The organism is Bradyrhizobium sp. LTSP849 (genome assembly GCF_000938255.1).
Taxonomy (GTDB): domain Bacteria; phylum Pseudomonadota; class Alphaproteobacteria; order Rhizobiales; family Xanthobacteraceae; genus Bradyrhizobium.
The window spans coordinates 58,791-71,849 of record NZ_JYMR01000001.1 but is presented as its reverse complement, the minus strand read 5'-3'; the positions used below and the strand labels follow the sequence as shown (position 1 = coordinate 71,849).

The following is a 13,059-nucleotide window of genomic DNA, read 5'->3' as shown; positions in this document are numbered from 1 at the left end:
CGTCCGCGATGGCCAGCCTTTCGGCCTCGAACCATGTCGCCCGTGTCTTGTCCGTCGCCAATCACGTGGCCGACGTCGACGCCTCTTCGCGCATCGCCAATTCCTGGCGGCGCTGCCTGATCAGCCACAAGCTCGACCCCGCCCGCCAGGGTCCGCCACAGACGCTTACCGAGGCAGAGGTGCGGCACGTCGTCGAGCCGATGGAAGAGACGATCAGGCTGCTCACGCCCGAGCTCGACGATCTCGCCCGCGTGCTGCGCGACGCCGGTTACTGCGTCAACTTCGCCGACACGAATGCAACGATGCTGTTCAGCCGCCTGCCGGGCGAAGCCGACGCCAAAATGTTCATGGACTGGAAGATCTATACGGGTTCGAACTTTGCCGAGACGTTTGAGGGCACCAACGGTCTGGGGACCTGCCTCGCCGAGCAGAAGCCGATCCTGGTGCATCGCGACGAGCATTTCCGCGCGCAGTGGCACATGTTCTCTTGCGCCGTGGCGCCGCTGTTCGACCAGGCCGGACGCCTTGCAGGCGCCATCAACATCACCTCGTGCCGCGAGGATCTCGAACGGACCGCGCATCAGCTCGCGCTTGCAGTGACGATGGAGGCGACGCGCCGGATGGAGGGCGCGATCTTCCGCGATCATTTCCACAACGCCTGGATCGCGACCGTGCCGGGCGACGGCGGCAGCGGCCTGCTCGCCTATGACGACGACCACCGCATCGTCGGCGCCTGCCGGTCGGCGCGTGCGCTGCTCAGCCTCACCGATGGCATGATCGCGTCCGGCATCGATCTGTCACGCTACATCAAATTCGATCATCGCGCCGCGCGCAATGCCGACGAGCTCGTCGAGCTGCGCCGCGCCGATGGCAGCGCGTTAGGGCAGGGGCATGTTGTGCCGCCGCTGCGCGCGAAGTCTTCTACGCCACGTCGCGATGTAACCGTCGATCGCTTCGACGCGCTGCACCGGCTCGCCGGCCGTGATCCCAGCCTGATCAAGAGCGTGAAGCGGCTCAGAAGCATCGGCGATCACAATCTACCGGTGCTGCTACATGGCGAGACCGGCGTCGGCAAGGACGTGTTCGCCCGCGCCATTCACGCCGCGAGCAACCGAGCCCGCAACAACTATGTCGCATTGAACTGCGCGGCGATGCCGGAGAGCCTGATCGACGCCGAGCTGTTCGGCTACGAGGCCGGCGCCTTCACCGGCGCGCGGCGTGACGGCTCGAAGGGCCTGATCGTGCAGGCTGACGGCGGTACGCTGTTCCTGGACGAGATCGGCGACATGCCGATCGGGCTACAGACGCGGCTTCTGCGCGTACTGGAAAATCGCGAGGTCTGGCCGCTCGGCGCGCTCAAGCCTGTGCCCGTCGATATTCGCCTGATCAGTGCCAGCCATCGCGACCTCGGTCGCATGGCGGAAGAGGGCGTCTTCCGCGCTGATCTCTACTTCCGTCTCCGCGGCATGGAGGTGCGCCTGCCAGCGCTGCGCGAGCGCGCGGACAGAGATGATGTCATCCGCCAGATCGCGCGCGAAGAGGCGCCGAACTGCCGCCTGTCGGAGGAGGCCTGGTCGCAGCTCGCGGCCTATCCGTATCCCGGCAATATGCGCCAGCTCCGCCACGTGCTGCGGCTCGCCGGCTGCACTGCGGAGGATGGTATCATCACCGACGCAGACCTCGATCTGCCGCCGTTTGGTCGGAGGACGGCGGAGTCGGATCTTGCCGCGGCCGAACGCGCGACCATCATTGAAGCGTTGCGCAAGCATGGCGGCCGCGTCACCGAGGCGGCGCGCGCGCTAAAACTCAGCCGTGCCACGCTGTATCGGAAGATCAAGCTGCTGAAGATTGAGACGGCGCAGTAGCGCCGCTCTCTACGAAAAATCGCTCCAGCTCAGATGTCGCGAATCGAGATCGCCGACCGAAACGGTGCCGCGGATTTCTTGAGGGATGTGGAAGCTGCTGCGCAGATACACCAGCGGCGCCCCGTCGGAATGCGACACGCCGCGTACCTCGCCGACGAAGATCGAATGCGTTGTCGTCTCGAATTCCTGTGCCAGCACGCAGTCGAATGCGGCAACCGCATCCGTCAACACCGGCGCGCCGGTCGCCCCGCGGGTCCATTGCCCGAAGGCAAAACGGTCGTCGCCGTTGACGCCTTTCTGGCCGCTGAAGGTGAGCGCCAGCAGCGCGTGATCCTCGTGGAGGAAGTTGATCGCGAAGGCGGCTTCCTCACGAATACGCGCATGTGCGCTGGCGTTGCGATTGACGCAGACGATCAGCGACGGCGGATTGTCCGACAGCGAGCAGGCCGAGGTCACCGTCAGCCCGGTGCGCTTGCCATGCTCGGCGCCGACCGTGACCAGCGCGACGGCGCCGGCACATTGGCGCATCGCCTGTTTGAAATCCTTTGCGTCGACCGTCACGCCCAAATCTCCGAAATAGATGCGGGTGCGGCAGGATCGCGCCGCACCCGCCTCCGGTCAAGCCGCCCTGCGCGCACCGCCGAGATGCTTCAGGCGCGGCATCACCTCGTTGCTGAGCAGGGAGAGCGAATGCTTCCAGGCTTCCGGCTTGTGCTTGTAGTCGAAACCGAACACGAGGAGCACGCCGAAGCCGCCGACCTCGTCGTAGATCTTCTCGATCTTCTCGGCGACGGTTGCGGGCGAGCCGACGATCCAGTTCCGCTTGGCGCAATATTCGACGGTGACGTCGCTGTCGGGCACGTCGGGCGCGTGCTTCAGATAGTCCTTGAAGCCGAAATGGCCGAGCAGGGGCAGGAAGTACTCGCCCATCATCCGGCCCATCATGTCGCCGGTCGAGAGCTTCCAGGCCTCTTCATCCGTGTCGGCGACGAACACCTCGCGCACCAGCCGCCAGTCCTGGCGGTTCGGCTTGCGGCCGGTCTTGGCGGCGCCGATCTCGACCGAGTCCCAATGGCTGCCGACATAGGCCGGGTTGAGGTTGAGGCTCATCGGAATGAAGCCGCGCTCGCCGGCGAGCTTCAGTGTGTCCGAGTTCTTCGACAGCCCGGCAACGCCGATCGGCGGATGCGGCGCCTGCAACGGCTTGATGTGGGGCTTCAGGAAGTCGAACATCGTGTCCGGCTTGGTCACCGTCCAGAACTTGCCCTTGTAGGTCCAGGGCGCGGGATCGGTCCACATTTTCAGGATGATCTCCAGCGCCTCGCGCGTCATGTCGCGGTTCTGTCCGCTCATGCCGTCGACGTTGAACATCGCCCAGTCGCTCGGCAGGCCGCTAGCCGCAACGCCGAAATTGAGCCGGCCCTCGGAGAGGTGGTCGAGCATGGCGACGCGGTTGGCGAGCTCGGCGGGATGGTGATAGGGCAGCAGGAAGCCGCCCGGTCCGATGCGAATATTCTTGGTCTGCATCAGCGCCTGCGCGATCAGGAGATCCGGCGTGGGGTTGGGTTCCCAGGGCGCGGTGTGGTGCTCGCCAACCCAGGCCTCCTGATAGCCGAGCTCGTCGAGCCAGCGCATGACCAGCAGGTCCCAGTCGTTTCCTTCCTTTAGGCCGCACTCCGGCGGGTGCGAAGGCATCGTGAAATATCCGATCTCCATGGGTTTCCTCATCTGATGTTGACGCGTCTTGTTGCGCGGTTCACGGATGTGAGTGGAGATGCTTGAGCAAGCGGTGTGCCAGCGGGGTCAGGGCTCAAACTGACGAGAAAAGGCTGGTTTGCAGCGGCAATAGCCGATATCCCGAGGCGGAAATGCGTGGCGTCGTCTCATTGTCGCGAGACGGCGTCTTGCCGGTGAGACGAGGACGTGAACTGACATGAGTGAGCCTGCCTATGTCGCTGTGGACTGGGGCACCAGCAGCTTTCGGCTCTGGCTGGTTGATCGCGCCGGCCACGTTCTGGCCGAGCGCCGCAGCGACGAGGGCATGCTGGTGGCGGCGAAGGCTGGTTTCGCCGGGGTGCTGCAATCGCATCTCGCTGCGGTCGAGGCCCCCGAGCATCTGCCGGTTCTGGTCTGCGGTATGGCGGGTGCCCGCACCGGCTGGGTCGAGGCGGGCTATGTCGACACGCCGGCGCCGCTTGTGGGCATCCTGAGGCAGGCCGCGCGCGTGCCGGGCCAAACACGCGACATCCGCATCCTGCCGGGTATCGCGCAGCGCGACGCCAGGGCGCCGGACGTGATGCGGGGTGAAGAGACGCAATTGCTCGGCGCGCTTGGCCTGGATGCCACGGGCGAGACGCTGGTGTGCATGCCCGGCACCCATTCGAAATGGGTGCGCATGAAGGGCGGGATGGTCGAACATTTTTCCACCTTCATGACCGGTGAGCTTTTCAGCGTGATCTCGCGCGAGACGATCTTGTCGCTCGCGGTCGCCGGCGCCGATGACGCCGAAGACGTCGCGAGTTTCAGGGCCGCCGTCATTGCCGCATACGAGGCGCCTGCTTTCGCCGCCAATCTCCTGTTTGGCGCGCGGTCGCGACAGCTCCTGTTCGGCGGCACGCCGTCCGCCGCGCGCGAAAGGCTGTCGGGCACGTTGATCGGGGTCGAACTCGCGGCAGGACTTTCCGGGACGTTGCCGAAAGCTGGCGTCACGCTGATTGCGTCGGGACGGCTCGCGATGTTGTACCAGCTGGCCTTTGACGCGCTGTCGGTCGCGGTGAAGCCGATCGATGCCGACGAAGCCGTCCGCCGCGGCCTGTCGATGGCGGCGGCCGCGATCTGGGTGAAATAGAAGGACTCCCAAGATGAGCATTCCCTTTCCGCCGATGAAGCGACCGTTGGTTGCGATCCTGCGCGGCGTGAAGCCGGAGGAGACCGAGGCCATCGTCGGCGTGCTGATCGAGGCCGGCATGACCGCGATCGAGATTCCCTTGAATTCGCCCGATCCGTTCCGCTCCATCGGACTTGCCGTGAAGCAGGCGCCGGCCGGCGTGCTGATCGGCGCCGGCACGGTGCTGACGACCGCAGATGTCGATCGCCTCAACGACGTCGGCGGCAAGCTGATGGTCTCGCCGAATGTGGATACGCTGGTGCTCGCGCGTGCCCATCAGTACGCGATGGTCACGTTGCCGGGCGTATTCTCGCCGACCGAAGCGTTGCTCGCGGCGCGCTCCGGCGCATCGGGTTTGAAGTTCTTTCCGGCCAGCGTGCTCGGCGCCTCCGGCATCGCCGCGATCCGCGCCGTGCTGCCGGCCGGCGTGCTGATCGCGGCCGTCGGCGGCGTCTCCGACCAGAATTTTGCGGAGTATATCAAGGGCGGCGTGACCGCCTTCGGGCTCGGCTCCAGCCTCTACAAGCCCGGCATGAATGCGGCCGATGTCGCCGCCCGCGCCAAGGCGACGATCGCGGCCTACGATCGGGCGATTGTGAAAGATTGAGCAGTAATAAACAAGCCGTGATGCCGTCACGGCGGCTTAGTGTCCTATCTTGCGTTACCGGCGAGATCAGGAGACCGACATGGCGATCAACAACATAGCTGATCTGTTTGTGGCAACGCTCGAACAGGCCGGCGTCAAGCGCATCTATGGCATCGTCGGCGACAGCCTGAACGCTTTCACCGAATCGCTGCGGCGCCGCGGTACTATCGAATGGATCCATGTCCGGCACGAGGAAGTCGCGGCATTCGCGGCCGCCGGTGAAGCCGAGATGACGGGGAGCCTGGCGGTGTGCGCGGGCTCCTGCGGCCCGGGCAATCTGCATCTGATCAACGGCCTGTTCGACGCGCATCGCAGCCGTGTTCCCGTGCTGGCGATCGCGGCGCAGATTCCGTCGGCCGAGATCGGCGGCGGCTATTTCCAGGAAACCCATCCGCAAAACCTGTTCCGGGAATGCAGCCATTATTGCGAGCTGGTCTCGGATCCGAGCCAGCTTCCTTATGTGCTGGAAAACGCGATTCGCGCGGCGGTGGGCTTGCGCGGCGTGGCCGTGATCGCCATGCCCGGCGACGTCGCCTTCCGTACGCCGCCCAAGCGCGCGCTGTCGACGGCGCGCGGGCTTGCGCTGTCGCCGCCGAAGGTCGTGCCGCAAGCCGACGAGTTGAAGGCGCTCGCGGATCTCCTCAATGGTGCTGAGCGCATCACGCTGTTTTGTGGCCGCGGCTGCGCTGGCGCGCATGCGCCCTTGATGCAGCTTGCCGAGGCCTTGAAGAGCCCGATTGTGCATGCGCTCGGCGGCAAGGAGCATGTCGAATACGAAAACCCCTACGACGTCGGCATGACCGGCTTCATCGGCTTCTCCTCGGGCTATGCCGCCATGCATGCCTGTGACGCGCTGGTGATGCTCGGCACCGATTTCCCCTACAAGCAGTTCTTCCCGACCGACTGCCAGGTTGCGCAGATCGATATCCGCCCCGAGAATCTCGGCCGGCGCTGCAAGATCGATCTCGGTCTCGTCGGCGACGTCAAGCTCACCATCGAGGCGCTGCTGCCACTCTTGAAGAGCAAGACGCAGCGAAAGCATCTCGACGATGCTGTTGCACACTACAAGAAAGCGCGGGAAGGGCTCGACTCGCTTGCCAAGGGCACGCCGGGCAGCAAGCAGATCCATCCGCAATATCTCGCCAAGGTCATCAGCGATCATGCTTCTGATGACGCAGTGTTCACCGCTGATGTCGGCACACCGACGGTGTGGGCCGCCCGCTATCTCGACATGAACGGCCGCCGCCGGCTGATCGGCTCCTTCGTGCACGGCTCGATGGCCAACGCCATGCCGCAGGCAATCGGTGCGCAGGCCTCGCAGCCCAGCCGTCAGGTGATCTCGCTTTCGGGCGACGGCGGTTTCACCATGCTGATGGGCGATTTGATCACGCTGACGCAGATGAAGCTGCCGGTGAAGGTCGTGGTCTTCAACAACGGCGTGCTCGGCTTCGTCGCACTGGAGATGAAGGCGGCCGGCTTCGTCGACACCAATGTCGACCTGGAGAATCCCGACTTCGCCGCGATGGCGCGCGCGATGGGCATCTTCGCCAAACGCGTCGAGGATCCCGGCGAGCTTCCGGGCGCGATGAAGGAAATGCTGGCCCACAATGGGCCGGCGCTGCTCGATGTCGTCACCGCCAAGCAGGAGTTGTCGATGCCGCCGACCATCACGCCCGAGCAGATCAAGGGCTTCAGCCTCTGGGTGCTGCGTGCGGTGATGAACGGCCGCGGCGACGAGGTGCTGGATCTGGCGAAAACGAATCTGCTGTCGCGCTAGGCGCAACGAGACTGGCGCGCTATTTCGTCGCTTCCTGCGCGCAAGTCGCGACCAGCACCAGGGAAACCAGTTGCGGAGTCGGGAGCCGCCTGGCATCGGGCTCGCCCTTGATCTTCAGGACGGTGTTGGTGCCGTCCTGCGCTGTTAACTCTCCGCACAGAGTCTCGGTGGGTTGGCTTGCCGTTGCGCCGCGAACGACCATTTTGACGAATGCAAGGGGTTTGCTTGCTGCTGTCGGTCCGTACCAGGACAACGCAATCGCGGCCGCGAGCAATGCTGCGCTGATAACTGCAAGGAGCTGGGCCCAGCCCAGATCGTTCAATGCCGCCGTCGCCAGGTTCACGTTGCGAATGTCGACCCCGCCTTCAGTCAGTATGGACTGTACGGTGACCGTTCGCAGTCTGCCATAAGCAGCCAGGAGGAACAGCCATAACGAAATCATCGCCAGAACGACCGCGAGCAAGGTGAGCCCGCCGAGTGCATATTGGACCCAGGGTTCATATGCGTTGATCGTACCCTGACCTTTGAAGAGCAGGATGGTCGTGACCAAGGTGAGAAGACCTGCTGTACCGGTTCGCCAGCTTTCAGCCGTCTTCCTAACCCGCTCAAGGGCGCCCTTGACCTCTTCCGCCAGGCGGGCTCGGTCGCCAAGTTCGCTTGCGCTGGGCATCGGATCGTGCGGTGGAACTGGCTTGATGACCGGTCCACTCGATCTTGCATTCACATGTGATGGCGCAGTGTCGTTCACGAGTGTTCCTCGTCGACGCTCTCGATACGCATCTTCCAGGTCGCGCCACATCCGGTGAGTCCGGAGCGTCCGAGACCGTCGGGGTGCACAACCTGGCAGCGGCACCGGACGCTGAACTCTACAGGTAGCAGCGGTCCGTTGATCATCCCAGCATCCCGCAACGTCTTGACCGTCGCGCGCAGGGTTTCGGGGCTCGTCGGAGCCACGCCCTTGAACGCGATCAGGAACTCGCTGTGTTGCATGTGGTCTTTGCAGCGCGGGCAATTGCCATCCAGCTCAAGCACCATTGGGTCATGGGCATCCGGACGCGGAGTTACGTTGAAACTTTCGACGGCCAAGGCCGACCACGTGGGATCGGGCTGGTCGATGTATTTGAGCGGCTTCTTCAAGCTTGGCCCCCCATGATTGGAAATCGTACACCTAGGCACTGCTTTACCGGAACTGGCGCGTATCGGGCGATGAAGTGCGCGATTTGATGACGCCGCCAGCGATCGTCCCGCTCGAGCGCCTCAACAGATGAAGCGGATTGCAGGACCTGCCTGTATGTGTCGGCGTCACAGAGGTTCGCGGCCAGGGCCTCCACGACGGCACTGGGCGAATGCGACATCAGAGACTGCATTTCCTTCAGCAGCGCCGTGTCTCGCGCGATATCACGCTGGCCCATGCTCCACGTCGTGGTCCGCAGAACCTCGTCCATGCGCGCGGCCGCCACCAGCCGACGTCGATCTCGCTCCTTGAGTGCTGCCCTGGCGAACCGTTCGAGCAATTCGTCGCTTGAACGAGCCCATTGTCGCAGCACGGGCGCATGCGATCCATAGCGTCCGCCAATCACGTGATCGCAAATATTGAGCCGCTCTTCGGCCGGGCGATGTGCCTCGTCGACCTCAATGGCGCCGACCAGCTCTCCAAGCTGGACGGCGCGCAGAAAAAAATAAATGCCGGTGACTGCTGCACGCGGATCGATCCCGTCTTTGTCCATCGACTCGATCGAAATGAAGGTGCCACTCACGTCGGCTTCGATCTCCTGTTCGACCGGCCGTTTATCGAGTTCCGCGAGGGAAGCCTTTGCGAGATCCACCTTGGCGGAGTCTGTGATCAGGTGCTTGTGCAGGATGTGCCCGACTTCGTGCGCGATTACGAAGCGCTCAGCCGAGGTTGCGAAGTTCTCCGCAGTTTTCGTCTCGCGTGGTCCGACCGGCCAATCCTCCACAAGCGGTGCGCGCACGGGTGACGCCATCCAGTCCAGCAGGGAGGCGATGATGCCAATCGTCTGGCTTTCCGGCGGCGCTGGTGGGTCGTTCGGCCCGCGTACGATCCGTGGGCGGCAAGCGCCCGGGCGAGTCGGTAGACGAACAGGGCAAGGCCTCGGTTGACCGCGATGACATGCCGAGGCGCGATCCATATCGTCAATGCTTCGATACCCGCGGGCGGAATCGTTCGTATGAGCACGCGGTCTGGTTGCAGCAACTGCGCGAGCTCAACGTCCTTCAGCGTAGTCCCGGCGTAGCGCAGAATGCTTTCGGTGATCGTCTCGATGACGCGGGCTACGGGGTCATTGTCCGGAGCCCCGATTTCGACTTCTTGCGGTTTGCCACGCGCGAACAGCTGGACGTAGAAGTCGTCCACCTGTTGGGCTGCGCCTTTGGAAGAGGACATCCTCTACTCCGCGGCAATCGGGGTCCGAGCCTTCATCTGCGTGAGGTTGATAGCATATAGCAATACATCCTTTGCGGATATCGTTTTCCGCGAGCCTCCCCAAAAATTGTAGGATCGTTCGGAACGTCCTCGTTGCTTCATCGAATTCGCTAGCTGCGTTTCGCCGAAGGCAACGGCAGACGCTCGTGGCGGCGCTGGAAGCGCAGCCAGTGCAGCACAATTCCGATGATCGCCGCCGGCACGAAGCCAAGCACGATCAGGAAGTGCGGCAGCTCTTTCGGCGAGATGAAGGCAATGGCGATGTCCGAGATCAGCCAGAGCGCTGCGAATATCACCGCGAAATCCGTCCGCGGGCAGCGCAGATAATAGAACACGGCGGTGATGATGATGGCGGGGCCGATCGCGATGGCGATCATGACCGCCGTCAGCTCTTTCGGCGTGAGCGCATCAAGCACCATCGACGCCAACAGCCAGATGGCGGCGAACATGGCGATGATGTCGATCGGATGCCGCAACCCAATACCTCTCGTGGGAACGCGCTATCGTTGAGTCCCAAGCCCCGGCCGTCAAGCAAAATACGCCTATTCCTCGTCATTTCCAGGCGTCGGGCGCAGCATGAAATGACCGAAGGCGGAGGCTATCGGTTTATCCGGATCGTCCTGCCAGGCCCGCGCCTCGAAGGCGACGATACGCCGGCCCTGTTTCACGATCGAGACATTGGCAAAGCTGTCGAGCGCACGGCCGGAGCGCAGATAGTTGACCGTCAGCCCGATCGGCTTCGGTAGTGCGGCAATCCCGAGCTCGCGCCTCACGCCAAAAATCGCGGTGGTCTCGAGGAAGGCGCCGGTCATGCCGCCATGGATCGCGGGCAGGATCGGGTTGCCGATGATCATTGGCGAGAACGGCATCGTCAGCGTGCCATCGTCGTTGACGCGAATGCCGAGGCAGCGCGCGAACGGGCTGTTGGCGAACGGGCCATCCGGATCCTCAGGCGCCTCCAGCGTCGCGATGGCGCGGTTGTCGAGCCTGATGTCCGCGAGCATGTTGGTGCGGTTGGCGCCGATCATGAAGCAGGCGGTCGCGGTCGCGACCGGATCGTCCTCGGAGTCCTGGTAGGCGGTGGAGCGCACGAAGGCGATCGAACGGGTAGTGCGGTAGCAGACCGAATGCGCCTTGATGTCGAGGCCGGGCGTCGCCGGCTTCTGGTAGTCGATGCGCAGGTCGAGCGTTGCAATCGCACTTGTGCCGTCGAGCGCGAGCTGCACGGCCATGCCGCAGCTCTCGTCCAGCATCGCGGTGACGACGCCGCCATGCAGTACGCCGGTCTCGGTGTCGCCGACGAAGGCGGGGCGGTAGGGCAGGCTCGACCAGGCTTCTCCCGGTGCAAAGCGGTCGAGCTGGAGTCCGCTGATATGGCCGTAATCGGAACGGCGGCCTTTGATGGCCTCGGCGAGTTCCGCGAAGGCAAGCGTGGTCGGTGAGCTGGACGTAGGAGAGTTGGACATGGTCACGTTCTAGACCAGTGCCGCGCGCCGCGCAAAACATCGCATGCATCGCTGTACGGCGGGTCTGCTCGAGCATGATCCGGAAAAGTGCGCGGCGGTTTTCCGAAAAGATCATGCTCAAACAATAACCTAAAGCGCGATGACATCGCGCTTTAGGCCCGGTTTGGCCTCGACAGGGCGGGGCGAAGCAACGATGGTGGGCGTTCGTCCACTGCCCGCGAGGAGTATCCCATGGCCGACCCCGAGACGCCCGCCAATCAGGGGCCCGTCACCATTTCGAGCTCCAGCTCCGAGCGGGCGCCGATCATCTATTTCGACGGCGCGTCCTGCTTCGGCCATCACAACGGCGCGATCCAGATCGAGCTCGCCGCCAACCTCCTGCTGCCGGTCGGTGCTGCCGTCAGGGTCGACGTGGTCCAGACCGCGCATCTGCGTTGTAGCGTGGCCGCGGCACTGGCCTTGCGCGAAGCGCTCGACAAGGCACTGGCGATGTACAAGCTCGGACAGCAGCAGCCGACTCCGGAGGAGATTCCGGCGGTGAAGAATTGAACGGCAATTGACTCGACGCACTGTTTGCGCCATTTTTTACGCAGGTTGATACGACCTGCCGGTTGCCCCCTCCGCGGAATGGTGAACGTATCGAGCCCTGATCGGCCCCCTTTGCCCGAGCGACCGGGTCAGCAACGCAACCACCTGACACACCTGGATCGCTCATGCAGAGGACGAACCGATGCGCGATTTTCGCGATGCCAAGGCTATGGCGCAGACCCTGCGCGAATCCCTGACTACCAAGGCCGTCACCATCAGTCACAGCGAGAGCCTCGAACTGGTGTCGAGGATGCTCGGCGTTGCCGACTGGAACACGTTGTCGGCACTGCTTCACGCCGAGCGCCGTGACGCAACTGTACCGGCTGCACGGCTCAAGACGACAACGGCGGTCTATCCAGCCGTTCCGCTGCGCGATCTCGTTCCATTTCCGAATGCGACTTACCCGATGTTTGTGGGCCGCGAGAGAACCGTCCAGGCCCTGAACCAGGCGTTTGAAGGTGGGCGGGAGATCGTCGTGGCGATCCAGCAGGAGGCGGCCGTCGATGAACCCCGATTTTCCGATGTTTACGAAATCGGCGTATTGGCCCAGCTGCTCGAACTCGAACCGCTCGCCGATGGTACGTTCAGGGTGCTGACGCGCGCGCATCGGCGTGTCGCGCTACGCAGCTTTGCGACTGAAGCCTCTGGCTATCAGGCTGAGGCGGCTGAAGTTAGCGAAGGAGCGGCCCGCGATGCCCGGGATCTGATCCGAAGGATCTATCAGCGTTTTCAGGATTACACGGCGGCGCATGGAATTCTGGTACCGGATATCTGGCTGTTCTTCGATCAAACGCGCGATCCTGGACAGATCGCCGATACCGTCGCGACGCGGATGAGGCTGCCCGTCAGCGACAAATACGAGCTGCTGGCGACGCTCGATCCCATGAAACGGCTCGAGCGGATCGAAGCGCTGCTTGATCTGTCGCAGCGCCAAATCTCGGCAAATTACGCGGCCACGAAACGGCAGGCGCTGGATCACGCTGATGGGCGTCGCCATCAATACGCGACGCTTGAGCATTTGCTGCTCGCTCTGATCGATGATGCGGAAGCATCTGCGGTGATGCGCGCCTGCGACGCAAATCTCGCTGGGCTGAGGCAAAGCCTTGCGCAATATCTCGACAACGAGCTCAAACACACCGTGACCGAGACCGGGAGTGCCGAGCCCACGGCGGCGTTCAAGCGCGTCGATCAGCGCGCCGCGCTCCACGCTCAGGAGGTGGGCTATGCCGCTGTGACCGGCGCCAATGCGCTTGTCGCCTTGTTTGCCGAAACGCGAAGCCCCGCGGCGCGGCTGCTCGCGGATCATGGTGTCTCGCGCGGGCCCACCGATAAAGCGATCGCGCGAGGCGTTGGCAAGGGCGCGCAGTAGAGCCCAGGCGATCGCATC

13 protein-coding genes are annotated in these 13,059 nt (G+C 63.7%); 6 read left to right on the top strand and 7 right to left on the bottom strand.

The genetic code is table 11. The features are described 5' to 3' along the window. The first annotated feature begins 8 nt into the window (after positions 1-8). Entirely contained in the window at positions 9-1,865 is a 1,857-nt protein-coding gene (locus tag UB31_RS00325; RefSeq protein ID WP_045009381.1) for a sigma-54-dependent Fis family transcriptional regulator, read from the top strand. A gap of 9 nt (positions 1,866-1,874) precedes the next feature. Here UB31_RS00325 and UB31_RS00320 read toward each other — a convergent pair whose 3' ends face one another. Next, on the bottom strand, positions 1,875-2,426 hold the full coding sequence (locus UB31_RS00320; protein WP_156162989.1) for a flavin reductase family protein: 552 nt from the start codon (positions 2,424-2,426) through the stop codon (positions 1,875-1,877). 57 nt (positions 2,427-2,483) lie between these two features. Beyond that, positions 2,484-3,581 carry an LLM class flavin-dependent oxidoreductase gene (locus UB31_RS00315; RefSeq protein WP_045003551.1) on the bottom strand — a complete coding sequence of 366 codons (1,098 nt, stop codon included), beginning with the start codon at positions 3,579-3,581 and terminating at the stop codon, positions 2,484-2,486. A 217-nt stretch (positions 3,582-3,798) separates the two neighbouring features. Here UB31_RS00315 and UB31_RS00310 point away from each other — a divergent pair, with 217 nt between their 5' ends. The 3 genes from UB31_RS00310 (at position 3,799) to poxB (ending at position 7,175) form a co-directional block, all read left to right on the top strand. Further along, positions 3,799-4,713, top strand: a complete 915-nt coding sequence (locus UB31_RS00310) for a 2-dehydro-3-deoxygalactonokinase (protein ID WP_045003550.1) — start codon at positions 3,799-3,801, stop codon at positions 4,711-4,713. A gap of 13 nt (positions 4,714-4,726) precedes the next feature. Beyond that, the gene (locus UB31_RS00305) at positions 4,727-5,359 is read left to right on the top strand and encodes a 2-dehydro-3-deoxy-6-phosphogalactonate aldolase (protein ID WP_045003549.1); all 633 of its coding nucleotides are present in this window, start codon (positions 4,727-4,729) and stop codon (positions 5,357-5,359) included. Between the two features lie 79 nt (positions 5,360-5,438). Further along, positions 5,439-7,175: a ubiquinone-dependent pyruvate dehydrogenase gene (gene poxB, locus UB31_RS00300; protein WP_045009380.1), complete on the top strand. Its 1,737-nt coding sequence runs from the start codon at positions 5,439-5,441 to the stop codon at positions 7,173-7,175. Positions 7,176-7,194: 19 nt separating this feature from the next. Here poxB and UB31_RS00295 read toward each other — a convergent pair whose 3' ends face one another. The 5 genes from UB31_RS00295 to UB31_RS00270 form a co-directional block, all read right to left on the bottom strand. Next, positions 7,195-7,923, bottom strand: a complete 729-nt coding sequence (locus UB31_RS00295) for a hypothetical protein (RefSeq protein ID WP_156162988.1) — start codon at positions 7,921-7,923, stop codon at positions 7,195-7,197. Continuing rightward, the gene (locus tag UB31_RS00290) at positions 7,920-8,312 is read right to left on the bottom strand and encodes a hypothetical protein (protein ID WP_045003543.1); all 393 of its coding nucleotides are present in this window, start codon (positions 8,310-8,312) and stop codon (positions 7,920-7,922) included. Before UB31_RS00290 ends, UB31_RS00295 begins: the two co-directional genes overlap by 4 nt. Further along, on the bottom strand, positions 8,309-9,148 hold the full coding sequence (locus UB31_RS00285) for a M48 family metalloprotease (RefSeq protein WP_156175111.1): 840 nt from the start codon (positions 9,146-9,148) through the stop codon (positions 8,309-8,311). The genes UB31_RS00290 and UB31_RS00285 overlap by 4 nt, the downstream gene beginning before the upstream one ends. Positions 9,149-9,728: 580 nt before the next feature. Beyond that, positions 9,729-10,094 (bottom strand): hypothetical protein, encoded by a 366-nt coding sequence (locus UB31_RS00275; protein ID WP_045003540.1) that lies wholly within the window; start codon positions 10,092-10,094, stop codon positions 9,729-9,731. Between the two features lie 66 nt (positions 10,095-10,160). Then, complete coding sequence (locus tag UB31_RS00270; protein WP_045003539.1) at positions 10,161-11,084, bottom strand: PaaI family thioesterase; 924 nt, start codon at positions 11,082-11,084, stop codon at positions 10,161-10,163. A gap of 231 nt (positions 11,085-11,315) precedes the next feature. Here UB31_RS00270 and UB31_RS41975 point away from each other — a divergent pair, with 231 nt between their 5' ends. Next, complete coding sequence (locus tag UB31_RS41975; RefSeq protein WP_045003538.1) at positions 11,316-11,633, top strand: hypothetical protein; 318 nt, start codon at positions 11,316-11,318, stop codon at positions 11,631-11,633. Between the two features lie 181 nt (positions 11,634-11,814). Then, positions 11,815-13,041, top strand: a complete 1,227-nt coding sequence (locus UB31_RS00260; RefSeq protein WP_045009377.1) for an LON peptidase substrate-binding domain-containing protein — start codon at positions 11,815-11,817, stop codon at positions 13,039-13,041. The last annotated feature ends 18 nt before the right edge of the window (positions 13,042-13,059 follow it).